The sequence below is a fragment of the Lentzea alba genome (genome assembly GCF_047445655.1).
In the GTDB taxonomy this organism is placed as follows: Bacteria; Actinomycetota; Actinomycetes; order Mycobacteriales; family Pseudonocardiaceae; genus Lentzea; species Lentzea alba_A.
The window spans coordinates 151679-178497 of sequence record NZ_JAJAEG010000022.1 but is presented as its reverse complement, the minus strand read 5'-3'; the positions used below and the strand labels follow the sequence as shown (position 1 = coordinate 178497).

The 26819-nt window shown below is 68.1% G+C and carries 29 protein-coding genes and 1 pseudogene; 9 read left to right on the top strand and 21 right to left on the bottom strand.

Annotated elements, in window-relative coordinates; all coding sequences use genetic code 11:
- Positions 1-158 precede the first annotated feature (158 nt).
- A complete protein-coding gene (locus LFM09_RS32780) occupies positions 159-323 on the top strand; it encodes a hypothetical protein (protein ID WP_330855444.1) in 165 nt (54 codons plus the stop codon).
- Here LFM09_RS32780 and LFM09_RS32775 read toward each other — a convergent pair.
- Together LFM09_RS32775 and LFM09_RS32770 are read right to left on the bottom strand one after the other, a co-directional pair.
- Positions 320-910 (bottom strand): hypothetical protein, encoded by a 591-nt coding sequence (locus tag LFM09_RS32775; protein WP_414100451.1) that lies wholly within the window; start codon positions 908-910, stop codon positions 320-322. The two genes, LFM09_RS32780 and LFM09_RS32775, sit on opposite strands and share 4 nt — an antisense overlap.
- Positions 907-1266: a nucleotide pyrophosphohydrolase gene (locus tag LFM09_RS32770; RefSeq protein ID WP_414100450.1), complete on the bottom strand. Its 360-nt coding sequence runs from the start codon at positions 1264-1266 to the stop codon at positions 907-909. Before LFM09_RS32770 ends, LFM09_RS32775 begins: the two co-directional genes overlap by 4 nt.
- Before the next feature lie 88 nt (positions 1267-1354).
- On the opposite strand from LFM09_RS32770, the gene LFM09_RS32765 reads away from it, so the two are divergent.
- The gene (locus LFM09_RS32765; protein WP_414100449.1) at positions 1355-2164 is read left to right on the top strand and encodes an SDR family NAD(P)-dependent oxidoreductase; all 810 of its coding nucleotides are present in this window, start codon (positions 1355-1357) and stop codon (positions 2162-2164) included.
- Here the strand turns inward: LFM09_RS32765 and LFM09_RS32760 are convergent.
- The 4 genes from LFM09_RS32760 to LFM09_RS32745 all read right to left on the bottom strand — a co-directional run bounded on the left by LFM09_RS32760 (position 2137) and on the right by LFM09_RS32745 (position 5916).
- On the bottom strand, positions 2137-3057 hold the full coding sequence (locus LFM09_RS32760) for a hypothetical protein (RefSeq protein ID WP_414100448.1): 921 nt from the start codon (positions 3055-3057) through the stop codon (positions 2137-2139). The genes LFM09_RS32765 and LFM09_RS32760 overlap by 28 nt on opposite strands.
- A gap of 62 nt (positions 3058-3119) precedes the next feature.
- The gene (locus tag LFM09_RS32755) at positions 3120-4247 is read right to left on the bottom strand and encodes a hypothetical protein (RefSeq protein WP_414100447.1); all 1128 of its coding nucleotides are present in this window, start codon (positions 4245-4247) and stop codon (positions 3120-3122) included.
- A 20-nt stretch (positions 4248-4267) separates the two neighbouring features.
- Positions 4268-5206, bottom strand: a complete 939-nt coding sequence (locus LFM09_RS32750; protein ID WP_414100446.1) for a helix-turn-helix domain-containing protein — start codon at positions 5204-5206, stop codon at positions 4268-4270.
- Positions 5207-5283: 77 nt separating this feature from the next.
- Positions 5284-5916: a hypothetical protein gene (locus LFM09_RS32745; protein ID WP_414100445.1), complete on the bottom strand. Its 633-nt coding sequence runs from the start codon at positions 5914-5916 to the stop codon at positions 5284-5286.
- Positions 5917-5964: 48 nt separating this feature from the next.
- Here LFM09_RS32745 and LFM09_RS32740 point away from each other — a divergent pair.
- Positions 5965-6198: pseudogene (locus LFM09_RS32740) on the top strand (hypothetical protein); the annotation flags it as partial.
- Between the two features lie 205 nt (positions 6199-6403).
- Here the strand turns inward: LFM09_RS32740 and LFM09_RS32735 are convergent.
- The 6 genes from LFM09_RS32735 to LFM09_RS32710 all read right to left on the bottom strand — a co-directional run bounded on the left by LFM09_RS32735 (position 6404) and on the right by LFM09_RS32710 (position 13991).
- A complete protein-coding gene (locus LFM09_RS32735) occupies positions 6404-9034 on the bottom strand; it encodes an AAA family ATPase (protein ID WP_414100444.1) in 2631 nt (876 codons plus the stop codon).
- Positions 9031-9870, bottom strand: a complete 840-nt coding sequence (locus LFM09_RS32730) for a metallophosphoesterase family protein (protein WP_414100443.1) — start codon at positions 9868-9870, stop codon at positions 9031-9033. Before LFM09_RS32730 ends, LFM09_RS32735 begins: the two co-directional genes overlap by 4 nt.
- Positions 9871-9878: 8 nt before the next feature.
- The gene (locus LFM09_RS32725; RefSeq protein ID WP_414100442.1) at positions 9879-10265 is read right to left on the bottom strand and encodes a hypothetical protein; all 387 of its coding nucleotides are present in this window, start codon (positions 10263-10265) and stop codon (positions 9879-9881) included.
- Entirely contained in the window at positions 10262-12628 is a 2367-nt protein-coding gene (locus tag LFM09_RS32720) for an AAA family ATPase (protein ID WP_414100441.1), read from the bottom strand. The genes LFM09_RS32725 and LFM09_RS32720 overlap by 4 nt, the downstream gene beginning before the upstream one ends.
- A gap of 155 nt (positions 12629-12783) precedes the next feature.
- The gene (locus LFM09_RS32715) at positions 12784-13140 is read right to left on the bottom strand and encodes a peptidase inhibitor family I36 protein (RefSeq protein ID WP_414100440.1); all 357 of its coding nucleotides are present in this window, start codon (positions 13138-13140) and stop codon (positions 12784-12786) included.
- A gap of 41 nt (positions 13141-13181) precedes the next feature.
- On the bottom strand, positions 13182-13991 hold the full coding sequence (locus LFM09_RS32710) for a DUF72 domain-containing protein (protein ID WP_414100439.1): 810 nt from the start codon (positions 13989-13991) through the stop codon (positions 13182-13184).
- 17 nt (positions 13992-14008) lie between these two features.
- Here LFM09_RS32710 and LFM09_RS32705 point away from each other — a divergent pair, with 17 nt between their 5' ends.
- Entirely contained in the window at positions 14009-14740 is a 732-nt protein-coding gene (locus LFM09_RS32705; protein WP_414100438.1) for an arylamine N-acetyltransferase family protein, read from the top strand.
- Here the strand turns inward: LFM09_RS32705 and LFM09_RS32700 are convergent.
- A complete protein-coding gene (locus LFM09_RS32700; protein ID WP_414100437.1) occupies positions 14695-16407 on the bottom strand; it encodes a glycoside hydrolase family 5 protein in 1713 nt (570 codons plus the stop codon). The two genes, LFM09_RS32705 and LFM09_RS32700, sit on opposite strands and share 46 nt — an antisense overlap.
- Positions 16404-17123, bottom strand: coding sequence for a DUF72 domain-containing protein (locus LFM09_RS32695; protein WP_414100436.1), 720 nt, complete (start codon positions 17121-17123; stop codon positions 16404-16406). The genes LFM09_RS32700 and LFM09_RS32695 overlap by 4 nt, the downstream gene beginning before the upstream one ends.
- A 73-nt stretch (positions 17124-17196) precedes the next feature.
- On the opposite strand from LFM09_RS32695, the gene LFM09_RS32690 reads away from it, so the two are divergent.
- Positions 17197-17484 carry a type II toxin-antitoxin system Phd/YefM family antitoxin gene (locus tag LFM09_RS32690; protein WP_414100435.1) on the top strand — a complete coding sequence of 96 codons (288 nt, stop codon included), beginning with the start codon at positions 17197-17199 and terminating at the stop codon, positions 17482-17484.
- Positions 17472-17882, top strand: a complete 411-nt coding sequence (locus LFM09_RS32685; protein ID WP_414100434.1) for a type II toxin-antitoxin system VapC family toxin — start codon at positions 17472-17474, stop codon at positions 17880-17882. The genes LFM09_RS32690 and LFM09_RS32685 overlap by 13 nt, the downstream gene beginning before the upstream one ends.
- Here LFM09_RS32685 and LFM09_RS32680 read toward each other — a convergent pair.
- Entirely contained in the window at positions 17873-18520 is a 648-nt protein-coding gene (locus LFM09_RS32680; RefSeq protein WP_414100433.1) for a CPBP family intramembrane glutamic endopeptidase, read from the bottom strand. The two genes, LFM09_RS32685 and LFM09_RS32680, sit on opposite strands and share 10 nt — an antisense overlap.
- A gap of 73 nt (positions 18521-18593) precedes the next feature.
- Between LFM09_RS32680 and LFM09_RS32675 the strand changes: the two genes are divergently transcribed.
- Complete coding sequence (locus tag LFM09_RS32675) at positions 18594-19088, top strand: DUF2199 domain-containing protein (RefSeq protein WP_414100432.1); 495 nt, start codon at positions 18594-18596, stop codon at positions 19086-19088.
- Positions 19089-19342: 254 nt separating this feature from the next.
- Here the strand turns inward: LFM09_RS32675 and LFM09_RS32670 are convergent, their stop codons facing one another.
- Positions 19343-19687: a hypothetical protein gene (locus LFM09_RS32670; RefSeq protein ID WP_414100431.1), complete on the bottom strand. Its 345-nt coding sequence runs from the start codon at positions 19685-19687 to the stop codon at positions 19343-19345.
- Between the two features lie 59 nt (positions 19688-19746).
- Here LFM09_RS32670 and LFM09_RS32665 point away from each other — a divergent pair, with 59 nt between their 5' ends.
- Complete coding sequence (locus LFM09_RS32665) at positions 19747-20067, top strand: hypothetical protein (protein WP_414100430.1); 321 nt, start codon at positions 19747-19749, stop codon at positions 20065-20067.
- Here LFM09_RS32665 and LFM09_RS32660 read toward each other — a convergent pair.
- The 5 genes from LFM09_RS32660 to LFM09_RS32640 form a co-directional block, all read right to left on the bottom strand.
- On the bottom strand, positions 20064-21227 hold the full coding sequence (locus LFM09_RS32660; protein ID WP_414100429.1) for a cytochrome P450: 1164 nt from the start codon (positions 21225-21227) through the stop codon (positions 20064-20066). The genes LFM09_RS32665 and LFM09_RS32660 overlap by 4 nt on opposite strands.
- 97 nt (positions 21228-21324) lie before the next feature.
- Entirely contained in the window at positions 21325-23433 is a 2109-nt protein-coding gene (locus LFM09_RS32655) for a 3-hydroxyacyl-CoA dehydrogenase NAD-binding domain-containing protein (RefSeq protein ID WP_414100428.1), read from the bottom strand.
- The gene (locus tag LFM09_RS32650; protein WP_414100427.1) at positions 23430-24701 is read right to left on the bottom strand and encodes a thiolase family protein; all 1272 of its coding nucleotides are present in this window, start codon (positions 24699-24701) and stop codon (positions 23430-23432) included. The genes LFM09_RS32655 and LFM09_RS32650 overlap by 4 nt, the downstream gene beginning before the upstream one ends.
- A 34-nt stretch (positions 24702-24735) precedes the next feature.
- A complete protein-coding gene (locus tag LFM09_RS32645; protein WP_414100426.1) occupies positions 24736-25185 on the bottom strand; it encodes an ABA4-like family protein in 450 nt (149 codons plus the stop codon).
- Positions 25182-26084: a hypothetical protein gene (locus LFM09_RS32640; protein WP_414100425.1), complete on the bottom strand. Its 903-nt coding sequence runs from the start codon at positions 26082-26084 to the stop codon at positions 25182-25184. The genes LFM09_RS32645 and LFM09_RS32640 overlap by 4 nt, the downstream gene beginning before the upstream one ends.
- 63 nt (positions 26085-26147) lie before the next feature.
- Here LFM09_RS32640 and LFM09_RS32635 point away from each other — a divergent pair, with 63 nt between their 5' ends.
- A complete protein-coding gene (locus tag LFM09_RS32635) occupies positions 26148-26786 on the top strand; it encodes a MerR family transcriptional regulator (protein ID WP_414100424.1) in 639 nt (212 codons plus the stop codon).
- Positions 26787-26819 lie beyond the last annotated feature (33 nt).

The following is a 26819-nucleotide window of genomic DNA, read 5'->3' as shown; positions in this document are numbered from 1 at the left end:
CCCTGCGGGTTGAGCGCCAAAAGCGCTCCCCGCAGGGCTTTTTCATGTCCTTTGGAATATCTCCGGCGTGACTTGCTTGAGGGGCTGACCGGGTGATGGATCCGGGCGAGCGGGTGATGCGAGTCAAGCTCGGGTTGTGCGTCCCTACCGTGATCGTCATGAACGAGCAGTGGGCAGGGGAGGCACCTTTGCGGTGGCGAGCGCGCAGGAGGCGGGGCAGGCACGCCCGCGAGCCCGCGCCGTCCTCGCAGTCATTCCTGCCCGCGGTGCTCGGCGTCGTGCTGCTGGTGTGCCTGATCCTCCTCCTGCTCACGTACCTCTAGCGGGACTGCAGCGCGTCGAGCGCAACGGCTTGGGCGATCACGAGCCGGCGGTCGACGCCAGGATCCTGGATCGGGACCAGGTACTGGTCGCGGATCCAGGTCTTCTTGTCGACGCTGAACACAGGAGCGCCGTTCTCCGTGGTGAAGTCGAAGTGATATCGCATGGGGAACGGCGCTTCGCCGACGATCGGGATCCACTGCCACAACCGCCGGATGCCGGCGAACCACTTGTTGCGCTCCGCGCCCGTGGTCTTGCCCCAGCCCGGCTGCTCCAGGTGCCACGTCGACCGCAGCAGCGACTTGGCGAAGTCCTTGCGGAACAACCCGATCGGCTGGCCGTTGGCGTCCGTCACGTCGTAACCGCTGCCGAGGTCGAGCGCCTTGCGGGCGTTGAACTCGAACAGCACCTGGCTCTTCGACGAGTCGGTGTAGATCGTGATCCGTTCCTTGATCTTGAACTTCTTCTGCTCGGCGTAACCGACCAGTTCGCCCGGCTCGCCGGCGTCGTCGACGAAGACCTCGTAGCGGTTGGTCATGAACGTGACCTTTTGGTGCACGTGCAGGACCTGCACGTTCTGGAGACTCACAGCTCACCCTTCTCGACGTGGACCGGCGTCAGGCTCCCGGTGGGGAACCGGCGCTCATTGCGGTCGATCTTGGCGAACGCGGCCTCGACGAGGTCGACACCGAGCTTGTCCGCCAGCCTGGTGAGGTAGTGCATCACGTCGGCGAGCTCGTCCCGGACGTTCCAAGCGAGTTCTGGGTCTTTCATTGCATTTTCTGCCTCTTCGGGCGTGAGCCACTGGAACAGGTCGGTGAGCTCGCCGACCTCCGCGGACAACGCCATCACCAGGTTCTTGGGCGTGTGGTAGCTGTCCCAGTCGCGGGCAGCGGCGAACGCGCGCAGGGCGTCCCTCAGGTCCACGAGATCACGCTGACTCATGACCCACTAAGTACCACGTGGACGAACGAGCAAGGATGGCGGTCAATCAGGCATGGATCGTCCGAGTCAACGTTGATTAGCTCTGGTCATGACAACCAGCGAGATCAACCAGTCCCCAGCAGACGCCACCGTCCTCGTGCTCGGCGCCACCGGCAAGACCGGTCGCCGCGTCACCGCACTCCTCGGCTCCGCCGCACGTCCCGCGTCGCGCTCGTCGGCGACCAGGTTCGACTGGTCGGCCCCGGACACCTGGGAGCCCGCCCTCGCCGGCGCGACCGCCATCTATGTCGTCCCGCCGGACAACCCCGCGTTGCTGGCCGAGTTCGTACCGCTGGCCGTGAAGGCCGGTGTCACCCGGCTCGTGCTGCTGTCCATGCGCGGCGCACCGGACGACGACCCGTTCGAGGCGGCGATCAAGGATTCGGGTGTCGAGTGGACGATCCTGCGGCCGACCTGGTTCATGCAGAACTTCGACGAGGACATGTTCGCGGGACCCGTGCTGCAGGGTGAGCTCGCTGTTCCCGCAGGTCAGGGCATCCACCCGTTCGTTGATGTAGTGGATATCGCCGAGGTGGCCGTCGCCGCGCTGACCCGGCCCGGCCACGCCGGTCAGACCTACGAGCTGAGCGGGTCCGAGCCGTTGTCGTTCCCCGAGGTGCTGGCTCGGATCGTCGGCGTGACCGGCAACCCGGTCCTCTACGCCGACGTCGCTCCGGAGGACTTCGCCGCCTCGATGCGCGGACTCGGGTACCCGGACGAGATCGCCGGGCTGGTCACGATGCTGCTCGTGCGCATCCGCACCGGCGAGGAGGCACACCTGTCCGACGGCGTGCAGCGGGTGCTCGGCCGGGAACCGCGGACGTTCGCGGACTACTTGGGCAGCAGCAACTTCGCCTGAAGGCCGCGCGTGCCCTCGTTGGTGATGACGGCTTCGCAGAGCGCCCGCCCCGTGCGGGTGCGCCACTCCTGGGCCATGTCGCAGTAGCGAAGCCCCATCGCATACGTGAGCTGGCCGATGCGTTCACCCTCAAGAAGTACTTCGAGAGTGTGTTCACCAACGTGAGACCCTCTAGCGATTCTGCAGTCGCGAAGTTCCGCGATGACGTGGACGGGTGTGCGGCCGTTCACCACGCGGTGCAGCACGTGCTGATGGGCTTCCTCGCCCGTGACGGTGACCTGGTGCTCAGCGGGCATCGTCGGTGACGTGCCCAGAGCCTCGTGATCGAGCAGCAGCAGCCGCGGGTCGCCGAGATGCAGGTGCACGCCGTAGTAGCGCTGGCCGCCGCCCATGATCCGCGCCGGGCACGAGCCGACCTCGCCCCGTTCGGCCAGTTCGAGGAGAAGTGGCTGGTAGTCGGCCGCCTGGTCACCCCGCAGGTAGCCGGCGGTGATCGCGGACCCGTCACCCCGCAGCAGATCGACCCGAACGGCCTGGCGGTCGTGCCGGTTGGCGGGTTCGGGCACGAGCACCGCGGTCGCCGGGATGGCGTCTCCGAGAGAGTGCGCGGCTGCGTGCCGTGCGACCTCCGCGATGGCGTCCTGGTAGTGCGACTCGCCGACGATCGCGACCCGCCCCGCCGTGGACAGGCGGCGGATGCGGGAGCGGGTGCGCGTCGGCACGATCTGCTCGGCCGCGCCGCTGTTCTTGGTGCCGACGAACATCAGCGCGAACAGAGCGAGCCCGATGACGAAGCCCAGAGGGCCGAAAGCAACGGTCAGAACCAGCGCGAGCACGGCAACGGAGATCAAGATGGCGGCGGGCGATGGTTCTGTGCGTTGCTGCATCGTCATGGGGCATCCTCACGACTTGGCGTCCCGTCACTCTCAGTGTTGGGGATGCCGTGCGATGCGTTTCACAAATCGCTCGTTTGGCCTAGTACAACGGGCGAGGAACTCCAGCCCGTGACCGGCTGGTGTCGAGGATCGGGATCCGCAGTCATCGGCGAGACCGGGTTCTCCTCGGTGAGCTTGTAGACGATGCCCTGCCGGACCCACACGTGCGTGGCAATCCACGCGATCAGGCCGAAGAAGAAGAGGCCGATGAGGTAGTTCCAGCCGTGGGTGAAGATGCGGGACACGGAGAAGAGTGCCATCGGCGTCGTGAGCGCGGAGATGATCAGCGCCGCCCAACGGTTGCCGTGGTTGACCGTCTGGGTGTTGCGCGACGGCGGTTCCTGGTCGGCCAGCTCCCACAGCATCTTGGCGTGGAACCACCGGCCGCTCTCCATCGGCGGCCGCGGATCCGGCACTGCCCGGACCTGCGCCCGTTCCACGACGAGCTGCCGGAGCGCGGTCGCGTCGTCGACCGGCAGCAACCACTCCTGCCCACCGCCGATGACCCGCAGCACCTGGCCGGGCATGAGCGTGAGCTCGCTGGTGTTGGCCAGCCGCCACTGCGCCGGCGTGTGCACGACACCGGCTTCGACCACGCTGATCCGGTCGAACCGGATCGCGACGCGCCCGATCGGGCTCATGTGGTGCACCGCCGGCGGCAGCTTGTCGAGCAGCAACCGCCGCGACTGCACCCGCAACCGCCCTCCGCCGCGAAGCCCGACGGCGATCTCGACGGCAGAACGCCGCACGTCGTCCGTGACCGGCCACGACACGATCCTCGCGGCGAGCCAAGCGAGTCCGAAAGCGACGAACGGCGCGGTGATCGCGGTCGCCGCGTTCTCCCAGCCGTCGATCAGGCCGAGGATCGCCCCGCCGAACGCGGTCGGCACCGACGGCACCAGGGCGATCTTCGGCCATGCCGTCGTCATCCACCAGAACACGACGAACAGCACCACGGCCAGCAACATCGGCCAGCCGACGGCGTTGTCGGTGAAGGACTTCCAGAACTCGCCGGCGAAGTCGAACTCCCCATCGCGGACCCTGCGCCGGAACAGGTACGACGAGAGCACGTGATAGGTGGTCGGCACCCCGATGATGCTCGCCACGAGCAGCGGCGCGGCCGCCAAGTACCGCAAGAACGTCAGCATTCGCTTCCCCCAGGTGTTGATCAGTGGACCAGGGTAAGGCGTGCCCGTCCTCTCGGTCCTGGTTCCCGGCCACCTGGCAGTGCGGTCAACACGAGCCCGAACACGAGGCCGTTGAGCTCTTCCAGGCCAAGGTTCAGTTCTTTGGCCACGTGGAACGGGGTCGTGCCGTTCTCGCGGAGCACCTTGAACACCTTGGTCAGCAGCTTCGAGGTCTCCCTGCGAACCATGCCGCCTTCTGTGTCGCCGCTGGTGTTCGCCCTGGCCGCGAACTGGTCTTTCGCCACGTGCCAATGGCGGTGGCTCGTGCCGGGCAACAGCTTGTGCGGCATGAGGAACTCGGCGGCGAACTCCTCTTGCTCGTCGTGCCCGAGCAGGGTGGCGAGCTGAACAGCCGCGTCGAACCGAGCCTGTTCCGGAGTCGCCGTCGGGCTGAGGAAGACGTACGGCGTTCCGTTGTGCCAGCAGGAGAACGCTTCTTCGGTGGCGCAGTCGACCGGCAGCGAGAACACGCGCACGCCGTGGGACTCCAGCAGCTGCACCATGTTCGGCGCCGGCACGGTGTCGAGCCGCCAGGCCTTCCTGGTGCCTTCGGGCGACGTGCGGGGCGGCGGCAGGTTCGGCTGGGGGAGCACGAAGAGCCGTTCGAGCCACGCGTTGAACTCGATCGCGAGCTGAGCGGCCGCGGTCGCCTGCGTGTCCTCCGCGGAACTCTGCGGCCGAGGCGGCGCCGGCGCGGTGAGGAACTCACTCGGGAACCCGAGCGCTCCGGCCAGCATCTCGGTCGTGGCCGGCTTGGGCCGGCGCAGGCCGCGTTCGTACTCGCTGATGGCCCGCGCGGACACCCCGGACTTGCGCGCCAGCTCGGCCGCGGTGAGACCGCGCCGGGTACGGGCGAGCGTGAGTCGCGAGGGCGTGAGCATGATCCGGCCATTGTCGCTGTTGGCTCGGCGGACTGCCACGCGGGATGACGTTGGCCGGCTCGGGCGGCCCTGTTCGGGCCCGCACGGCTTCTGTTGTGCTCGTGTGCCCGCGTCGATCAGCGGCGCAGCGCGATCGGGAAGTCCACCTCCTCCGGTCCATCCACATTGGGCGTCTTGATCTGCGAGAACTCCATAGGCGGCAACGGAATCCGGTGCGCCCACCGCTCAATGATCTGGTTCTGCGGTGTCGGCTCAGGCTGCGACACCTCCCGCAACACCACGAGCCGATCCTCCAGCTGCAACGGATAAGTCACCAGGAACCACAACTTCAGCCCCTCGCTGCGCACGTTCTCGAACAGCGCGAACTGATCGTGGTCGTTGTCCCGCATCATCGCCGCGATGGCAGGCCCCTTCGCATAGTCACTGCGCAACGGCGCATCAGGCGACCCCGTACCCCGATTCCCCTGCAACGTGCCCAGCAGGATCGGCTTCGAGGGGTGCCGGATGAGGCCCGCGTTCCAGTGGTCGAGCCGCTCCCACCCCTGCGCGGTCAGCAACTGCCGCAGCGTGCCCACCCGGTGGATCCAGTCGAGCAACCCCGGCGCGTTGGTCGGCCCGAACGGCGGCGAGGCGGCCCGCGCGTCGATGCCGGCGGTGATGGCCTGGTCCAGGGTCTTGAGGCTCAGGCCCAGGTCGGACAGCTTCTCGTCCGTGGTGGGGATGAGCTTGCGGAAGGCGGCGTTGGTCATGGGCCGACGGTAGCGACGGGGTCTGACAATTTCGGGAGACTGCACGTCGTGTACCGGTACGTCGATGCTGGGCCTGCTCCGCCCGCCACGTCCGAGGCGACGTCGCGCGTGATGCGCCGCACCCGCCGCGTTGGCACCGCGCCGGAGCTCGCGGTTCGGCGCGCGTTGCACCGGCGGGGGCTGCGCTACCTGGTGGACGTCGCTCCGCCAGGTACCAATCGGCGCAGACGTGTTGACGTGCTGCTGCGCGGAGCCCGCATCGCGCTGTTCGTCGACGGGTGCTTCTGGCACTCGTGTCCGCAGCACGGCCAAGTCCCGAAGGCGAACCGGGATTGGTGGCAGGTCAAGCTGCACGGCGTGGTCGTTCGTGACCGCGACACCGACGTGCAGCTCGCCGCCGCCGGCTGGCTCGTCGTTCGGGTCTGGGAGCACGAAGACCCGGAGGAAGTGGCTGACCGGATCGTCGTGCTCGTCGCCTCACGCCTGGTCAGGCGGCCACCGGATGGAGCTCGTGCAGCACGTCCCGCTCACCCAGCCGCTCCTTCGCCCACTCCACCACCGCGGTCTCCTGAGCGAACAACACGATCTGCCGATCCGCAGACAACAACAGCAGCAGATCCAGCACAGCGCGCGTGCGGGCGTCATCGGCCTGAACGGTGACGTCATCCAGCAACAACGGGCAAGCCTCCGTGGCGAGATGCTGGGCGAGGGCCACACGCAGCAGCAAATAGACCTGTTCAGCAGTGCCCAACGACAAACGCGCGGCCTGGTGCCAGTTCTCCGAAGCCGCGCACACCCGGACGGTCAGCGAAGAGGCCTCCACTGCGGCATCGACGTACCGGCCGTCGGTCACCACCGGCAGCCAAGAGCGAAGCGTGTCCTCCAAAACCGGCGCGATGGTGCTGTGCACCTTCTCCTGGGCGGCGGCGAGGTAGCGGGAGGCGAGGTCGATGGCCTCGACCTCCGCGGTCACCTCGGCCAGCACCAGAACAGCGTCCTGCACGGCCTCCTCCGCGTCCGGCACGCTGGGCAGCACCCGAGCCAGTTCGGCGACCGTGGCGGCCAGCGAGTCGCAGGAAGCAGCCAGCGCCGGATCGACCGGATCGCAGGCGACGTAGCGGAGGGCGGCTTCCGCCAAATAAGCGTGGTGGGTCTGGGCTGCGGAGAGCGAGGTTTCGAGGTCGTCCAAGGTCGCGTCGGCCAGCAGTGCCTGGAGTTCGGCCCACGCGTTGCGTTCGTCCTCGGCCTCGCGCAGCAGCTTGTCCCACCCGCGTTGCCACTCGGCGATGGCGCGCAGCAGGTCCTCGGGGCGGTCGCCGGAGCCGCCGATCGCGGCAACGGCTTCGCGGAGAAGTGACAGCGCGCGTGAGTGTGCGGCGACGGCTTCGGCGACGGTCGCTTCTGCCAGCAGACGGTCTTCCAGCGCCTGGGCGAGGAGTGGGCGTTGGGCGGCCATCAGGGCCTGGCGTGCGCGGACCTTGCAGTCGGTTTCGTAGTCGATGAGGAGGTCGATCGTGGGCATCGCGTTGTCGACCTTGCCGCGGGCGCCGAGTTCGACGCGGAGTGCCTTCTCGCACCGGGCGACCTCGGACACCAGGTCCGCGTGCTCGGCTTCCCAGGCTGCGCGGTTTGCCAGGCGCCACAACGTTTCGCGGTCCGCCGGCACGCCCATGGACGCGCACTGAGCGGCTGCCTCGTCGTGGATGCGGACGGCTTCCAGCGACACCGCGCGCTGGCCCTCGGCCTCGGCCAGTTTGCGGTCGGCTACGAACAGGAGGCCTCGTGCGTCCGTTGCCAAAGCGGCGCGTTCGGCGGCGAAGGACACGGCGGCGTCGCGTGCGGGGCCGTTGCCGCGGGCCAGTGCGCCGCCGATGCCGGCGACCAGAGCGGCGACGATCACGCCGATGGCGGCCAATTCCTGGTCCACCAGGAACAGCAGCAGGCCGACCAGTGACGTCAAGCAGCTCAGAGCCAGCAAAGCGTTGCGCAGGAACGGGTTCGGCATCGCGATCTCCTGCACCTGCACGGCCGCCACGTCGGCCTCCACCTGGGTGCGGGCTGCGTTCGCGGCGGCCTCGTCCTGGAACTGGCGGGCCGCGTCGACCTCGATCGACGCGGTGGTCAGGCGGGCGCCGGCGGCCGGGTCCAGGCGGGTGGCCAGGCCGCGCAGCACGGAAGGTTCGGCGGAGGTCGAGGGGGACGGGCGGCGTTCGTTGTGGGCGGCGGCCACGGCGAAGGCGGTTTCGTAGGCGGTCGCCACCACGCGGAGGTCGTCGTCCAGGGCTGTCTCGCCGACCGGGAAGTCCGGCAGGGATTCCAGCTCGCCCTCGAGGGTCGCCGCGGACGGGCCGGTCAGCACCCGCGGGTTCGGGGCGGCTCGCCAGGCGGCCAGAGCGCGGTTGACCACGTGGGTCAGCTCCTCCTGCGCGGCCAGGCCGGACGGTGGGGAGTCGCCGAATCGTTCCTGCAGCGTGCGAATCCGGTGCACACGGGCGGAAAGAGCTTCGAGCGCAGCGGAATGCTCCTGCACGGCCAGGCGAGCACGGGCGGCAGCAGCCGAACGGGCCTGCGTGCGCAGATCCAGGTAACGGGAGTGCTCGAGGCGGGCCGCGGCCAGGTCGGTTTCGGCTTCGCGCAGACGGTTCTGGGCGTCGCGCAGCTCGTCAACCGGGGCAGTGAGCCGTTGCAGCGCCTGCTCGACGGTGCCGTCCGTGCCCGCGGTGGCGGCGGCGCGGCGCAGGTGGTCCTGCAGGCCGTCGGCGGCGTCCAGGACGTTCAGGAGCTGTGCCTGGTCGACGCACGCGGTGGCGGCGAACGACGTGCGGTCCAGGCCGAGGCGTTGGGAGACGTCTGGGCACGAGTCGTCGTTCAGGTCGCGGTCGACGGTCACCACCTCGCCGGACTCCAGCGAGACCGTTGCCGCCACGCGCCAGGACTCGCCTTGCCACGGGCGGTGCCGCGACGACGGTTCGCCGCACAGGGCAGCGCGGATCGCGGCGTGCCAGGAGGACTTCGCGGACTCGTTCACGCCCGACACCACGGTCAGGCCCGGCGCCAGCGGCAGCGTCCGGCCGTGCAGCGGCCCGAAGGCGTGCGCGGTCACCGACTCGATCCTCATCGCTCCTCCAACGCGCGCAGGCCGGCCGAGAGCACACGGCCGCGCAAAGCCGTGTCCAGAGACGGATCCGCCAGCACGTCGCGCACGAACTGGCCACGCACGGTCCGTTCCGCCGCGACGGAATCGAAGTCCAGCAACGGGAACGCGTCCGATGCCTCGGCCACCAGCCCGAGCGACCGCGCCGCCGACACGTCGAACACCTCGCGCGACACCGTGCCGTCCTCGTTCACCGTGCACAGCACTGCGCCGCGTTCGCCGGTCTCGTCCGACGTCAGCGGATCGGGGTTGCCGGGGAACGTGTAGTGCGCAGCGTGCTCCGGCGTGTGCACGTGCCCCAGGAACGCGTGATCCAGACCGGTGATCGCGACGTCCTCCGGCGCGGAACCGTGGCACAGAGCCAGGTTCACACCCGAACGGTTCACCGCGAACCCGTCCAGGAAGTCCCGCGTCGGCCCCGGACCGACGTGCGCGGCTCCCCACAGCGTCACGCCGTCGACGAGCTCCACCGGAGTCAGGCATCCCGCGGAGAACACGTGCACGTTCGGTGTCCAGTCCACCTGCTGGTAGACGGACTCGGCGCCGTACCAGTCGTCGTTGCCCGGCGCCAGGAACACCGGCAACGAGCAGTCGAACGCAGACTGCAGGAACGAGGCCGTCGAGGGGGAGCAGCGATCGTGCTCGTACAGGTCGCCGGCGCACAGCACCGCGTCGACATGCGACTCCTCGGCGAGATTCACGATGCGGCCCAACGTGTCGCGCAGCGCCTGGCGCCGCGCGGGCCCCGCGCTGGCGAACTGGGTGTCCAGGTGCAGGTCCGCGAACAGCAGAAGTTTCACCGGTGCCTTCAGGTGAGGTCGATGGTGCCGGACAGGGTCAGGGTCGGCTGGAGCGCCTCGACCACGGCCGCGGTGTCGGCGTGCCAGCCGCGCAGCTCCGTGACGGTCGGGTTCAGCTCGTAGCCGTGGTGCCGGATCGCGCGGCTCAACGCGTGCCACAACTGGGAAGCGTCGTGTGCCACGTCAGCGTCCACATGGGACGGAAGGCTGATCAGCAACGCGTGCACGGGCTGGTCGGTGTTCTCCGCGCCGCAAGCACGCGCGACCGAGCGTTCCACCGCCGTGCGCAACAACTCCGCGCAACACCGGATTCGCACGCCGTCGAGCTGGTCCGGGCGCGCCAGCAGGTTCGCGACGCAGACGAGCCGGTCCTGGACGTCAGAAGGAAGGCTCATCTCTGCAGCCACCCCGCGAGCAGCTCGGTGTCGCGGATCAGCACGTCGAGATCGCCGCCGTCGCCGCCGACGCGGCACGCCTGCAGCAGGTCGACGGCCCACGAGCCGACGACGTCCTCCAGGTGCGGCAACAGCTTTCCCGGCTCGCCGAGGTCGTCGAGCACTGCCAGCGCGATCTTCTGCCTGGTCGTCAGCGCGCACTCCAGCACGCGTTCCACCTCGGCGTGCGGCATCCCGCGACCGAGCCGTTCGCGCCGGAACCGGGCGTGCGACGCGGCTTCGAGAGCCGCCCGGCAGCACGACGCCACCAGCTCGGCCCGCAACGCCTCGGGCAGGTCCTCGTCGCCCCGCATCGCCCGCGCGTCGTTCAGGCACCGGCCGACGGGATCGTCGGACATCCGCACCTGCACCACGGATTCCTCCCCGCGGCACACCTCCCAGACGGTGGCGGTCAGCCGCAGCCGGCGCAGCGCCTCCACGAGTCGTTCGTCGTGCGTGAAGACCACGACCTGGCGGGTCAGCCCGACATCCGCGAGCACCTGGGCGAGCCCGTCCACCTTGGACGGATCCATCGCCTGCACCGGGTCGTCGATCACCACGAACCGGAACGGGCTCTCGTCCACCATCGCGCGCGGCAGGAACAACGCGAGCCCCAGCGAGTGCAGCTCGCCCTGGCTCATCACCGCCAGCGCCGAGTTCGAGACACCGTCGACCGACACGTCCAGCTCGACGTTGCGGGTACCGCCGAGCCGCACCGCGCCCAGGTCGACGTTGCTCTGCTGCCGCAGCCGCTGCCAGATCCGCTGCGACTCCTTGGCGAACGGCGCGATGCGCTGGGACCGCAGCGTCGCGGCGGTCTTGCGGATCCAGTTCTCCGCCTCGGTCACGTCGGCGAGCACCTCGGAGTCCGCAAGCGCTTGCTGCGCCTGCGAATGCCACTCGAACAACGCGAGCGCCATCGGCCGCCACACCAGGTCACGCCGGTCGATCTGCTCGCGCGCCACGGACTTCAGCTGGTCCACGGCCTGTACGAGGTCCGCGTACCGGTCGAACAGCTCCTGTCGCAGCCGCACGGGGTCGTCGATCGAGAAGCAGTCCTCCCACGCCTGCCACGCCTGCAGCACGGCTGTCGTGTCGAGCATGTCCTGCGCCTCGTGCAGCACCTCCGGAGCCGGCTGGCACAACGCCCGCGCGGCTGCCATCGCCACGTCCAGCCGGTCCGCGGCCTCGTGCAGCTCCGCGGCGGCCTTGGTGAGGTGCTCGGCGCGCTCCTTGGCCTTGCCGAGCCACAGCCCGTCGAGCCGGCCGAGGTCGCACACCGGGCACGACTGGTTGCCGCCGGACTCCTGCAGCTGGATCGCGAGCCGCAGGATCTCGCTGCACCTCAACGAGTCCTGCGCGTTGTCGGTCGCCACCACGGTCACCGCGCCGAGCGCCAGGTCGAGGGTGTCGCGGCACCGGTCGATCTCGTCGTCGGGCGTCAGCGGCAGGTCCACGATCTGGTGCAGCAGGCTGGTTCCGCTGCCGACGTCCGCGCCCAGCGCCAGATCCGCGATCGCGTCGAGGTCGGGGGAGTCGCTGCCGAGCAGTGCGGCGGCGCGCCGGGCGCGTTCGTCCGGGGACGCCGCCAGCTCCGCACGTACCCGTTCGCGCCGGTCGTAGGGGCGCGCGACGATCTCGGCGAGGCGCTTGCGGTGTTCGGCGAGAGACTGTTGAGCTTCCGTTATAGCTTCTAACCCCAGCAGACGGTGTAACGCTTCATAGAGGTCCTCAGGCTGCGCGTCGAGGACAGTCCCCAGTTCGCTGTACGGCAGAAACGGCCGGTAGGTCTCCAACGCGTCGTGCCACCTGCGGTCGTCGAACGGCCGGCCGTCCTGCGTCCACTCGCCCTGCGCCAGGTCCTCTTCCAGCGTCCAGCGCCTGCGGATCGTGGTCCGGTCGTTCTGCCCGGCTTGGACCAGCTCCAACTCGACGGCCGTGTCGTTCTGGTGCAGGTTGCGCCACCCCTGCCGCCACACGTCGTGCCGTGCGCGGGTCCAGCGGGCGTTGTAGCCGGTCAGCGCCAGTTCCGCGGCCTCGGCGAAGCTCGACTTGCCCGAGCCGTTGCGCCCGGTGACGATGGTCAGGCCAGGACCTGGCGCCAGCGGCAGGCGTGCCTCGGGACCGATGCCCCGGAAGCCGCGCACACGGATCTCCGACACGAAAATCCCCTGGCCGGGGCCGTCCGTCCGTTCCCGCGGCGCCTCGTGCTGGACGGGCACGCCGGTGAGCGCGCGTTCCAGCGCCGCTTCGCCTCGGCACGCCGCCAGCACCAGTTCCGCCGCACGTGGGGTGAGATCGTCCTTGGTCAGTCGCCCGGCCATAAGTTCGAGTAACCCGGCTTCACCCGCCACGGTCACATTTCCTCCAGCTGCCACCACTCGATAGGGCGGCAACCTAAGGACCAAATGAGACCTACTGGTGAGTACTCACACGATCGAGTGGTGTTACATAGGGTGACTAAAGTAGTTCGCCCTCGTTATGGCTCCCACACTTCCAGCGCCCGGATCACGAAGTACGCGTCGGGCACGTAGGTGCCGTGCTTCGGGTAGGTGGTGAACTCGGCCTCGGTCGAGCAGTTCTCCCGTTGGTAGACACTCGCGTCCCTGCTCAGACGGTTGATGAACGACCTGCCCACGATGTTCAGCGGGATGCATTCGTCGGGGTTCGCGGACTCCAGGTCGAGGCGCTGCACGGCCCCCGTGTAATCCGGCCCCGCCCACACGCAGAACTCGCCCTTGTCGCAGTTCTTGTCACTCTGTGCAACGGCGATCCCACTGGAGGCAACCGCGCCCGCAGTGATCACCAAGGCGGCGATGAGGCTCTTCGTCGACATGGGCGCACCTCCGTCAGAGAACGAGTGTGCGTCCGTTTGGATCAATCGGCGAGACGATCTTGGAGCGCTCGAGCGTCGCGTGGGGCGTAGGCCTTCGCGTCGTTGTCGAAGTAGACGAACACGTCGTGGTGCTTGCGCCACTTCTTGATCTTCTTCGCCCACATGTCGAGGCCTTCGTCGGTGTAGCCGCTGACGTACAGCTCGTCGTGGCCGTGCAGCCGGACGTAGACGAAGTCGCTCGTGACCTCTTCGATCAACGGGTACTTGCCGGCGGCGTCGGCGATCACCAGCGCGATGTCGTGGCGCTTGAGCAGGTCGGTGAACTCCGGCGTCTTGTAGCTGTCGTGGCGGATTTCGAGCGCGTAGCGCATCGGGCGTTCGGCGTCCGTGGTCGTGTGCGCGGGATCTACGCGGTGGTCGTGGCGTTCGGCGGTTTCCGCGGCTTCGGTGGTGGTGCGGGGGAGGCCCTCGAAGAAGCTGGTGAGCAGGTCGGCGTCGAACTGCAGGGTGGGCGGGAGCTGCCAGAGGATCGGGCCGAGCTTCGGGCCGAGTGCGAGAACGCCGGACGCGAGGTAGTTCGCGAGGAGCTCGTTGCCGTCTTTGAGGCGCTTCATGTGCGTGATGAAGCGGCTGCCCTTGACGGCGAACTTGAAGTCGTCCGGGGTTTCCGAGGCCCACTTCTGGTAGCTGGACGGGCGTTGCAGCGAGTAGAAGGAGCCGTTGATCTCGACCGAGTTGAGCTGCTCGCTGAGGTAGGCGAGCTCGCGCTTCTGCGTGACGCCCTTGGGGTAGAACGTGCCGCGCCAGGGCGGGTAGACCCATCCCGAAGTGCCGATCCTGACCTCACCCATGTGGCTATCGTGGCATGGTGGACGCATACCTACAGCGCATCGGTGCCTCGCGTGACTCGTCGTTGGCAGAGCTGCACGAACGGCATCTGCTGAGCGTCCCGTTCGAGAACCTCGACACCCACATGGACACCAGGATCGTGCTGCAGATCCCGTGGCTGTACGACAAGATCGTGGAACGGCGGCGGGGCGGGTTCTGCTACGAGCTCAACGGGTTGTTCGCGGAGTTGTTGCGGCACTTGGGGTACAGCGTCCAGTTGCTGGCCGCGCGGGTGTTCAACGGCGAGGGGTTCGGGCCGCCGTTCGACCATCTCGCATTGCTCGTGGACGACGCGTGGCTGGTCGACGTCGGCTTCGGCTCGTTCGTCCTGCACCCGCTGTCGTGGAGGTCGCGAGAGGACCAGAAGGACCCGTTCGGCATGTTCCGGCTGGTGGACGCCGGTGACGACGTCGAGGTGCTGATGAACGGCGAGCCGTGCTACCGGCTGGAACGGCGGCCGCGAGAACTCTCGGAGTTCGTGCCGACGTGCTGGTGGCAGCAGACCTCGCCGGAGTCGCACTTCCGCAAGGGGCCGATGGCGTCGCTGGCGTTGCCCGACGGGCGGATCACCGTGACCGGCGACAAGATCGTGGTGACGGAAGGCGACCGCAAGACCTCAACCGACGTCGAGGATCCTGCGGCCGCGTTCCTGGAGCATTTCGGAGTTCACTTCCGGCAGAGCAGCGCGTCCGGGGTCCTGCGCCAGTTGTAGGCGACGCCGGCGATGTGCTCGTCCTGCGCGCACTGGCCCTTGTAGTGCCCGTTGGCCCAGTCACCGCCCTGGTCCGGCCGGTTGTCACTCCGGTCGAACCACAGGACGCGTGAGCTGGTGCCGGTGGCGATCGGCGCGCAGACCAGCGTGAAGTTCGCGTAGCCGACGGCCGCGTTGTTCGGCGGACACTGGAGTTTCGTGTAGCCGGACGCCCAGTCGTTCGTCACGTGCTGCTCGTTGGTGACCCTGGTCGTGTTGCTCCACTGTGGACCGCTGACGCACAGCCCGCGGTTGCCCGTGTGGCTGATGCCGACGAGCTTTTCGTTCTGTGGACAGGATTCCTTGAGGAGCATGTTCCACCGGGTCTCGCGCTGGATCTGGCCGGTGCGGCTTGGTGCGTTGACGAGCCGGTTCCACGCCGACGCGCGCCAGTCGTCGCCGTCGTTGACGCCCATGCGGTTTCCGTTGGCGTCCCAGTGCAGGAGCGCCCAGCCGTTGCCGCGCCGGTTGCTGTGGAAGCCGACCAGCGGCCAGTACGCGAAGTCGGTGTCGGTGGCGATCAGGTGGTTCACGAACCGCTCGAACCAGTCGCGCGCCTTGGGGTTGCTCTCCTCGCGCCCGCCGACACCGAACTCGCTGATCCACAACGGCGCGGTGAAGTGCTTCTGCGCCTCGGTGATGAAGAACGCTTGGCGTTGCAGGACGTTGATGTGCTCCTGCGGTGACAGGTCCTGGTAGCGCGGGTCGCTCGTCTCACCGGTTCCCGTCGCGCCGCTGTGGTTCGGGCCCGTGTAGCCGTAGAAGTGGGCCGAGTAGACGAGCTTGTCCGGGTTGGCGAGCGTGTGGCTGAGGAACCGGGCCGGCTCCAGCGTCGGGCGTCCGTGCGGGAAGCCGTCGACCGGGATGCCGGTCCAGTTGATGCCCTCGACGATGACGAGGAGGTCCGGCGCGGCCTGCTGGATGCGGTCCGCGGCCTGCTGCGAGGCCTTGTGCCAGTCGTGATCGTTGCCCCAGCCCCAGTTCGGGTCGTCCCAGATGTTGCGGCGCACCTCGTTGTAGAGGTCGGCACCCACGACCTTCTTGTTGGCCTTGTACCGGTTGGCCATGAACGCCCAGTCGTTGACCCACTGGTCCGTGCTCTGGCTGGTGTTCCAACGCTCGTTGCCGTCCACACCGCAGCACCACCTGGACGTGGTGGTGTGGTTGTTGAGGATGACGGCGAGGTTGTTGCGGGTGAGCTCCGCAACGACGGCGTCGTAGATCTCCAGGGGGCGCTTGCCGTTGAGCTGCGCGTCTTTCAGGCCGTTGACCGGGTTGGTGTCCTTGATCATCTGGTTGGAGAACGGCAGCCGGACGCTGTTGACGCCGATCTCCTGGAAGCCGCCGATGATCGTGGCCATGGTCGCGCGGTCGAGGCCGAGCGGGACCTGGTCGGCCTTCTCGCCGGCGTGGTGGTTGGCGGGGTCGTTGATGTCGCCGGAACCGTTCCAGGTGCCGCTCGCACCGTGCCAGTTGCCGGACTTGAGCTTGAAGCGGTCGCCGTTGGCGTCGACGATCCACCGTCCGCGCGTGCTCAGCGGGCCGGTCCAGGACGCCGGTTCCGCCTGCGCGGGAGCTACGAGACTCGCGGCCAGGAGCAGGGTGGCCGAGACGCGAGAGAGTTTCACGTATGTGAAGTTAGCGGCGAGCCGAGTCGTCGCGCCAGTCCCTTGGCGTTGTCCGGCGCGGCACCTTTCATGGTGTTGTCGAAGTAGACGTAGGTGTCGCGGTTCCAGTCATGGATCTTCTGCGCCCACTCGTCGAGCTGTTTGTCGTCGTAGGAGCTGATGTACAGCTCGTCATGGCCGTGCAGCCTGATGTAGGCGAAGTCGGCGGTGACGGCCTCGATGCACGGGAACGTCGGTGCGTCCGACACGACGTGAGCGACGTTGTGCGCGCGCAGCAGGTCGAAGTAGGTGTCGGTGCGGAACGACTCGTGGCGCGGTTCGATGGCGTGCCGGCTCGGTGGGAGGGCGGCGAGGAAGTCGGCCAGCGTGGCTCGGTCGAACCTCAGGCTCGGCGGCAGTTGCCAGATGAGAGGGCCCTGCTTGGGGCCCAGGGCCAGGGAGTCGAGGAACGTCTTGAGCGGGTCCTCGATGTGGCGCAAGCGTTTGATGTGGGTGATCAGCTTCGGGCCTTTGACGGCGAACACGAAGTCCGGCGGGGTCTCGGCGGACCACTTCTGGTAGTTCGAGGGTGGCTGGAGCCGGTAGAACGAGCTGTTGATCTCGATGGTGGCGACCTGCGTGGCGAGGTGGCTGAGCCAGCGCCGTTGCGGGACGCCGCGGTAGAAGCCGTCGCGCCACTCGGGGTAGCGCCAGCCGGACGTGCCGATCCTGATCACGTTGCCCGGGGTATCCCGGACGTGGTGTAGCTACTCTGTAGCACTTTTCTCGGGTTTGAGCTACCTTGGTGCTATGCAGCAGCTCAAAGCCATCGGGCAGCGTGAGCTCCGCAACGACAACGCGGAGATCATGCGCCGTGTCGAGGCGGGTGAGAGCTTCGTCGTCACCCGCAACAACAAGCCGGTCGCCCAGCTCTCGCCCTATCGGGGGGAAGCCACGTCCCGCCCGCCGCTCGGTGATGTCCAGGTGCTGTTCGGCACGCTGCCGTCGGTCGACGCGGATCGGTGGGAGGCGGACCGGAAGGCGGCTGACGAGATCTTCGGCGCGGACGACCCGCTGGAAGACCCGTGGCAGAGGTGAACCGCTGCCTGCTCGACACCTGTGTGCTGATCAGGCTCGAGCGGGCGAACCTGGGCGAGTACCTGAAGGCCCAGCCGTTCCTCAGCGCGGTCACGATCGCGGAGCTGGCGTTCGGGCTCGACACGGACGACCCGGTCGAGCGCTTCGCCCGCACGGAGCGGTACTACGCGGCGCTGCAGACGTTCGAGGTGCTGCCGTTCGGCGTGGAGGAGGCCAAGGTCTACGGGCAGATGGCCTCGCTGGTGCGGCGCGCCGGTCGCAGCCCCCGGCCGCGGCGGATGGACCTGCAGATCGCCGCCACGGCATCGGTCGCGGGCATGCCGGTGCTGACGATGAACGTCAAGGACTTCAAGGACCTCGACCGGCTCGTGGAGGTCGTGCCGATCCGTCAGGTCTGAGCGGCGCCGTGGAAGAAGAACTGGCCGAGCCCGACGGTGAACACGAGCATCCCGTACAGCGCGTGCTCGATCGACGCCGCCAGAAGTGACCGCGTGCGGCGGTAACGGTTGGCGAAGATCCAGCCGCCCGCCGCCGACAGCACCACGGACACCCAGCTGCCGAAGATGATGTGCACGAACCCGAACGCCGCCGCGCTCGCCGCCGCGGTCCAGTTGCCGAACGCCGGCCCGTAGCGCTCGAACAGGAACGCGCGGAACACCAACTCCTGCGGGTACACGCTGAGCAGTGGGTAGAAGACCATCACCGCGAGCCACAGCAGCGGTTGTTGCCTGGGGAACGCGAACAGCTGGTCCGGGAACAGGACGGCGACGATCGCGATGGCGGCGACTGCGGTGATCGCCCACAGGGTCAAGATCGGGCGGAGCGGGATGTTGCCCGCTCGCCACAACGACTTGCGGTCGAACGTGGGTGAGCGCAGCAGGTACGCGACGCTCGCGCTGCCCAGGACCAGCAGCACGGGGATGGGGCTCGTGCCGCGGGCCAGCAGGTCGTAGACGAGGGTGAGGCCGAAGAAGATGACGACGAACTCGGCCGCCAGCCAGGCTTTGCGCTTCGCGTCGATCGCGAGAAGTGCCACGGCATTCAGCGTAGGTCGTCGAAGTGGCTCGAAACGGGAGTGACAGCAAGCGTTCATCTTTAGGCTGCCCGGCATGGGGTTCACCTGCACGTGTTGCGGTCAGGAGCACGACAGCCTGCCGTTCGCTTACCTGATGGCCGCGCCCGTGTACTGGTCGCCGCAGCTCGCCGAAAACCCGGACAACGTGCTCGGCGACGAGTTCTGCGTGATCGAGAACGAGCACTTCTTCGTGCGCGGCCGGATCGTGCTGCCGGTGCGCGACGCCGCCGAGGACTTCGAGTGGGGCGTGTGGGTGTCGCTGTCCCAGGCGAACTTCATCCGGATGGGAGACGTCTTCGAGGACCCGGCCCGCGTCGGCGAGCCGCCGTACTTCGGCTGGCTGTCGACGATCCTGCCCGGTTACGAGCCCACGACGCTCAACCTCAAGACCAACCTGCACACGCAGCCGCTCGGGGTTCGGCCGTTGATCGAGGTCGAGCCCACTGACCATCCGCTCGCGGTGGAGCAGCGTGAGGGGATCACGCTCGCGCGGGTGCACGAGTTCGCCGAGATGGCACAGCACAGCTGATATATCGGTGACGTTGACCTGCGCCTTAGCAATGACTCTTTGGACTTCGCCCGCAAAAGACTCATTGCAAGGGTGGCGCTGGCGCCGATATGTCAGTCGCGGGTGAAGTACGTCCGGATCCGTTCGAGGTGGTCGATGGTGATGCCTCGGCGGGGGTCGACCGGAACAAGCAACGTGTCGGGCCGGGCCGCCGCCCACTCCGGATCGCGACGTTGGAACTCGTCGTCCAGCCACGCGATCGGCCGCGAGCCGGCTCACTCGGTGATCGCGGGAACCTTGCCGTGGTGACCGTCGCGGTGGTCGGCGCCGCGCCCGCCGAAGCCGATCCACTCCAGCTCGGGCAGCCCGAGTCGCGGCCCGATGAACTTGTTCGCCTCGTGTTCCCACGTCGTGGCCCACACCAGGTCCGCACCGGTCGCGGCCGCGAGCGAAAGCGGCCACGGGCCGTGCGACAGATCCAGCCACACGCGCAACGGTCGGGAGAAACCCGCAGGACGAATGCGGTGTGTGGTGTAGCTGGCCGGACACCGTGTCGGCTTCGCCAGGTATGGGTTCAGCGGGCCGTCGACGTCGACCAGAATCGCCGGTCGCGACAACATGACCTGATCGAAACATCCAGTTTGCTAATGATCCCGCGATTTTTCCCGATACGGGACACATGACTCTCACGGAGATCGCGGCCTGGTGCACGGCAGACCACGTGCGGGCCGCGCTCGAACGTCAGCTCGAAGGCGCGCTCGTGGAGGTCCCCGAGGACGACGACTCACCGCGCCGGGCGTTCAGCGAGGCACTGCGGCGGTCGTTGAACCTGCGCCAGAAGCACCCGTTCGACGTTGTGGCGATCGGCTTGCCCGACCTGCTGCGCTTCCGGGACCTGGTGGCCGGTTCCGAGGTGACGCTACGGGCGACGAACATCGAGGCCTACTTCATCCGGCGGGACGGCAGCGTGGAGCAGTACCAGCCTGAGACCGAGGACTAGGACCACACGACCGGCAGCGCGGTCACGCCGCGCACCATGTAGCCGCGGTTCCAGCCGAGCGACGGTTCTGGCACCGCCAGGTGCAGCGCGGGCATGCGGACGAGCAGGCGTTCCAGCGCTACCTGGAGTTCCAGCCTGGCCAGTTGGGCGCCGAGGCAGTAGTGCGCGCCGTGCCCGAACGCCAGGTGCGGGTTGGGGTCGCGGGTGATGTCGAGGACGCCGGGTGCGGCGAACACGCGCGGGTCGCGGTTCGTCACGGGTACCTCGACGAGCACTGGGTCGCCGCGTGCGATGACCACGTCTGCGACCGGCACGTCCTCGGTGGCGAAGCGTGCGAACACCGCGGTTGTCGGCAGCGGGATGTAGCGCAGCATCTCCTCCACCGCGGCGGGTAGCAGAGAGAGGTCGGCGCGCAGTTCCGCGTGCAGTGACGGTTGTGTCAGCAGCAGGTAGACCATGTTCGGCAGCTGCGTCTTCACGGTTTCCAGGCCGCCCACCAGGATGCTGAACGAGACCATGACGAGCTCTTCGATCGTGAGCTCGCCGGCGTTCAGGTAGCGCACCAGCGCGCCGAACAGGTCGTCCGTCGGCGCTGAGGCACGCCGCGAAGCGAGCGAGGCGAGGTAGTCGCAGATTGCCGTGTAGTGCGATGCGGCGACGTCGGCGGGCACCGCGCCCGTGCTGAGGAAGCTGTCCGCCCACAGGCCGAACTTCTCGTGATCCTCCTGCGGTACGCCCAGCAGGGTCGTGATCATGAGCATCGGGAACGGCCGGGCCAGGCCGGCGACCAGATCGGCCGGCGGGGTCAGGTCGTCCAGCAGCGAGTCCACGATTTCGGCGGCGCGTGGGCGTAAGGCTTGTACGCGGCGCACGGTGAACACGTTCGTCACGAGCTTGCGCAGCCGGGTGTGCTGCGGTGCGTCCAGGGCGAGGATGCCTGGGGCGTTGTTGTGTTCGCCCATACGTGGCTCGTCGAGCGGGTCGGCCGTGGTGCGCACGAAACGGGGATCGCTCAGCACCGCGCGTGCTTCCCGGTGGCCCGTGATGAGCCAGGTTTCCTTGCCGTACGGCATTTTCACGCGGATCAGGGGCGGTGCCGCCGCCAGCTCGGGGTCTATTTCCAACCGATCGGGCTCAGCGAACGGATAACTTCTGGCCATAGGCCGAAAGTAGGCTGATGATCTTGCGAGGTGTAGGCCCGAGCAGGCGAAAGCCCCGGCTCCGTCGAGGAAGAGCCGGGGCTTCAGCCAACACGCACTAGGCAGGCACGGAGGCCACACCCGGTGCCAGGAAACGCTTGCCGGTCACCTTCTCCGAGATGCCGGTGCGGTCCAGGTACGGCGTGATGCCGCCCAGCCAGAACGGCCACCCGGCGCCCAGGATCATGCACAGGTCGATGTCCTGCGCCTCCGCGACCACGCCCTCGTCGAGCATGATGCGGATCTCCTCGGCCAACGCCTCCAGCGCGCGGTTCTTCACCTCGTCACCGGTCAGCGGCGTCGAGCCGAACTCCCACAGCGCCAGCACCTCGGGGTCGACGGTCTGCGCACCGGTGGAGTCCCACTGCCAGACGGCGCCCTTGCCCGCGGCGACGAACTTCTTCATGTTCTCGGACACGGAGAAGCGGTCGGGGAACGCGCCGTGCATCGTCTCCGACACGTGCAGCGCGACGGCGGAACCGACCAGCTGCAGCAGGATCATCGGGGACATCGGCAGGCCGAGCGGCTCGGTGGCCTTGTCGGCGACCTCGAAGGAGGTGCCCTCGTCGACCGACTTGATGACCTCGCCCATGAAGCGGGTCAGCAGGCGGTTCACGACGAACGCGGGCGCGTCCTTCACCAGCACCGAGGACTTCTTCAGCTGCTTGCCGACCGCGAACGCCGTCGCCAGGGTGGCGTCGTCGGTCTGCTCGGCGCGCACGATCTCCAGCAGCGGCATGACCGCGACCGGGTTGAAGAAGTGGAAGCCCACGACGCGCTCGGGGTGCTTGAGCTTCGACGCCATGTCCGTGATGGACAGCGACGAGGTGTTCGTGGCGAGGATGGCCTCGGGGGAGACGTGCTCCTCGACCTCGGCGAACACCTGCTGCTTCACGGCGAGGTCCTCGAACACGGCCTCGATCACGAAGTCGGCGTCGGAGAACGCGGCCTTGTCCAGCGAACCGGAGACCAGCGCCTTGAGGCGGTTCGCCTCGTCCGGCGAGATCCGCTTCTTGCCGGCCAGCTTGTCGATCTCGCTGTGGACGTAGCCGACGCCCTTGTCCACGCGCGCCTGGTCGATGTCGGTCAGCACGACCGGCACGTGCAGGCGGCGGATGAACAGCAGCGCCATCTGCGACGCCATCAGACCGGCGCCGACGACGCCGACCTTGGTCACCTTGCGCGCCAACGACTTGTCCGGCGCGCCGGCCGGGCGCTTCGCGCGCTTCTGCACCAGGTTGAACGAGTACAGGCCCGCGCGCAGCTCGTCGCTCATCACGAGGTCCGCGAGGCCCTCGGTCTCGGCGGCGTAGCCCTTGTCGAGGTCGTTCTCGCGCGCCAGCTCCAGCAGCGCCAGCGCCTTCTCCGCACCCGGAGCGGCACCCTTGGTCTTGCCGGCGACGATCGCCTTGGCCCGCGCGACGGCGGCGTCCCACGCCTCGCCGCGGTCGATCTCCTTGCGCGCCACCGTGATCTCGCCACGCACGACGCCGGACAGCCACAGCAGCGACTGCTCCAGGTAGTCGGCGGAGTCGAACAGCACGTCCGCGATGCCCAGCTTCAACGCCTCGGCGGGCTTGAGCATCTTGTTCTGGTTCAACGCGTTCTCGAAGATCACCGTCACGGCGTCGTTGGCGCCGATCAGGTTCGGCAGCAGCTGCGTGCCGCCCCAGCCCGGGAACAGGCCCAGGAACACCTCGGGCAGCGCGATCGCGGCCGCGTTCGACGCCAGCGTGCGGTAGTGGCACGACAGCGCGAGCTCAAGACCGCCACCCATGACCGCGCCGTTGACGAACGCGAAGGTCGGGATGTCCGAGTCGGTGAACTTCTTGAAGACGTCGTGGCCCAGCTTGCCGATCGTGACGCCCTGCGAGCGGTCCGTCGCCTGCTCGACGGCGGACAGGTCCGCGCCGACGGCGAAGATGAACGGCTTGCCGGTCACCGCGATGGCGGCGGGCTGCGCCGCATAGGCCTCGTCGAACGCCGCGCCCAAGGACACCAGCGACTGCGGGCCGAACGTCGACGGACGGGTGTGGTCCAGGCCGTTGTCGATCGTGATGAACGCGACCGGCTTGTCGAGGCCCGGTACGGAGATCAGACGAGTCTTGGCAACGGTGACGACCTCGTCGGGGAAGATCGCCTTTGCTTCCTCAGCGGTGATGGTCACTTGCCACTCCAGTTCGGGTTCTCCCAGATGACGGTCCCGCCCATGCCGATGCCGATGCACATGGTGGTGAGGCCGTAGCGCACGTCCGGGCGCTCGGCGAACTGACGCGAGAGCTGCGTCATCAGGCGCACGCCGGAAGAAGCCAGCGGGTGGCCAGTGGCGATCGCGCCGCCCCACTGGTTCACGCGCGGGTCGTCGTCGGCGATGCCGAAGTGGTCGAGGAACGCGAGCACCTGGATGGCGAACGCCTCGTTGACCTCGAACAGGCCGATGTCCTCAATGGACAGACCGGCGCGCTCCAAAGCCTTCTCGGTGGCCGGAACCGGGCCGATGCCCATGACCTCGGGCTCGACACCGAGGAACGAGTAGCCGACCATCCGCATGCCGACGGGCAGGCCGAGCTCGCGCGCGGTCTCCTCCTCGGCCAGGATGCAGCCGGTCGCGCCGTCGTTCAGACCGGCCGCGTTGCCCGCGGTGATCCGGCCGTGCGGGCGGAACGGCGTCTTGAGCTTGGCCAGGTCATCGACCGTGGTGCCCGGACGCGGCGGCTCGTCGGCGGTGGCCAGGCCCCAGCCGTGCTCCGCGGAACGGGTCGCGACGGGCACGAGCTCCGGCCCGATCTTGCCGTTCTTCAACGCGTCCGCGTACTTGGCCTGCGAAGCGGCCGCGTAGGCGTCCGTGCGGTCCTTGGTGATGTGCGGGAACCGGTCGTGCAGGTTCTCCGCGGTCTGCCCCATCACGAGCGCGCTGGTGTCGACGATCCTGTCCGACAGGAAGCGCGGGTTCGGGTCGACGCCCTCACCCATCGGGTGCCGGCCCATGTGCTCGACGCCGCCCGCGATGGCGATGTCGTACGCGCCGAACGCGATGCCGCTCGCGGCGGTGGTCACGGCGGTCATCGCGCCCGCGCACATGCGGTCGATCGAGTAACCGGGGACCGACTTCGGCAGGCCCGCGAGCAGTGCCGCCGTGCGTCCGAGCGTGAGGCCCTGGTCGCCGATCTGCGTGGTCGCCGCGATGGCGACCTCGTCCACGCGCTCCGGCGGCAGCTCGGGATGCCTGCGCAGCAGCTCACGGATGACCTTCACGATGAGGTCGTCGGCACGGGTCTCGGCGAAAATGCCCTTGGGACCGGCCTTGCCGAACGGCGTACGGACACCGTCGACGAAGACCACGTTCCGAACGCGTGCCGGCGCTGCTGGTGCGGCCACGGCGTCTCCTCCACTTGTGGTGACAACTCTGTCCACCGGGCAGGGGGTGCGCGACATCCCTACCGGTCGGTAACGCCAACTCTAGCCCTAGTTACTGGCCGGTAACCACAGCGGCACCCCTGTTCGTTGCGTCACACACCTTGCGCACGATCAGGAACAGCGGCAACCCGACCGGGGCCAGCAGGATCGTGATCACCAGAACGGGTGCCATCACCAACGGGTGGATGTTCAGCCGTCGCCCCTCCAAGTACATCCAGCGCCCGACGAACAGGTCCCACGCGAGCATGTGCGCCCACACCAGCGTGGCGCCCACGTCGGTGCTCATGAACTCGGCCAGCGCCGGCAGCTCCGGTCGCGTGACCAGCGGAATCAGCTCTGGCAACGTCGGGATCATGAGCGCGACGTAGATCGCGACGACGGGCAGGATGATGAGGTACGACTCGGCGATCCGCTGCGTCCACGACCACTTCGGCACGAAGATCATGAGGGCCCAGAACGGCGCGGCGAGCAGGAACGTCAGGTCGAACAGGGTGGCGGTCATGCGAGTGCGTACTCCTTCTTGGACTGCTGCGGCTGACGTGCCCACACCACGCCCAGCGCGGTGGCGACGACGATGGCGGCGAAAACGATCAGGGTGAGCGCGTCGGGCTTGACGATCGACTGACCGCGCAGTGCCTGCCAGGTCACGAGCAGGGTCAGGCCGAGGTAGCCGCCGCTGATCACCCACGCGAGGCGCGCGTTGGCCCAGCGGCCGGCGAGCATGATCAGCAGCGGCAGGACCTGCAGCGCGTGCATGCCCACGAAGTGCCCGATCCGCAGGTCGCCGTGGACGGTGCTCCAGCCGGTGAGCGGCATGTACGAGCCGCCGTCCGGCCCGCCGATCGAGTGGCTGCCGAGCACGCCCCCGGCCGGCGACTGCCCCTCGCGCGGCTGCGTCATGAGGAAGCCGACGCTCATGCCGACGAGCGAGACGAGCAGGCTGAGCCGGATCGCCCAGGCCTTGGCGGGGTTGTCGAACTTCTTGCGGAACAGCACGACCGCGATGACCAGGCTCGTGCCGAACAGCACCATCGCCAGCATGCCCATCGCTCCGAACAGCGCTGTGTCCAGCGGCGTCTCGAAGTTGAAGTGGCTGCGCTTTCCCCTGGTGACCTGCGTGACGATGATCGCCATCTCGGCGACGCCCGCCGCCGCGAACACCGTCCCGAACCACCAGGCGATCTTGTGCAGGCGCCCCTGGAGCAGGCTGGTGAACCACGCCAGGGAGGCGCTGTAGAGCGTGAACGACACCGCGAACTTGAACGGTTTGAACCAGATCGGCGAGTCGAGCAGCATCCGGTCGTCCAGCAGCATGCCGAGCGCGGCGATCGGAGTCAGTACGACCATGGACAGCGTGAAGAGCATTAACGGCCGGTGCCAGTTGTACGCGGTCTTCAACATCTCGAACCCCCGGTGACGAATGGATAGCGGTGCTCTCCGCTATCGGAAAGGTACACTATCCATATGCGTGTTGGCGAGCTTTCGAAGCGAAGCGGCGTCCCGGTGGCGACGATCAAGTACTACCTGCGTGAGGGACTGCTGCCCGCCGGCGTGCTGACCAGCCCGAACCAGGCTCACTACGACGAGGAGCACGTCCGTCGGCTGCGGCTCGTGCGGGCGCTGGTGGAAGTGGGGGACCTGTCGATCGCGGCCGTGCGCGATGTGCTCACGGCCATCGACACCCGTGACGACTCGCTGCACAAGAAGCTCGGCGCGGTGCAGGAAGCCATCACCCAGCCCGGCTCGGTGGAGCTCGATCCGCTCGCGGTCGAGGACGTCCAGGCGTTCTTCGCGCGGCAGGGTGAGGGCGAGTGCGTCGACGTGACCGAAAGCAACGTCACGCACGCGCTGGCCGCTGCCCTGTCAGCCGCGCGGTCGGTCGGTCACGATCACTTCCCCGAGCTGCTCGAGCCCTACCTGGAGGGGCTGAAGATCATCGCGCAGGCCGACGTCGACTACATCGCGCGGCGCGGGTCGGCCGACGACATCATCGAGGGGATGGTCGTCGGCACGCTCATCGGGGACGCCGTCATCAAGGCGGTGCGGCGGCTCGCCCACGCCCAGGTGTCGCGCAAGGTGATCGGCGACGGCACCGGCGACTGACCGGCGATATATCGCATATCGCCGCCCACAGAG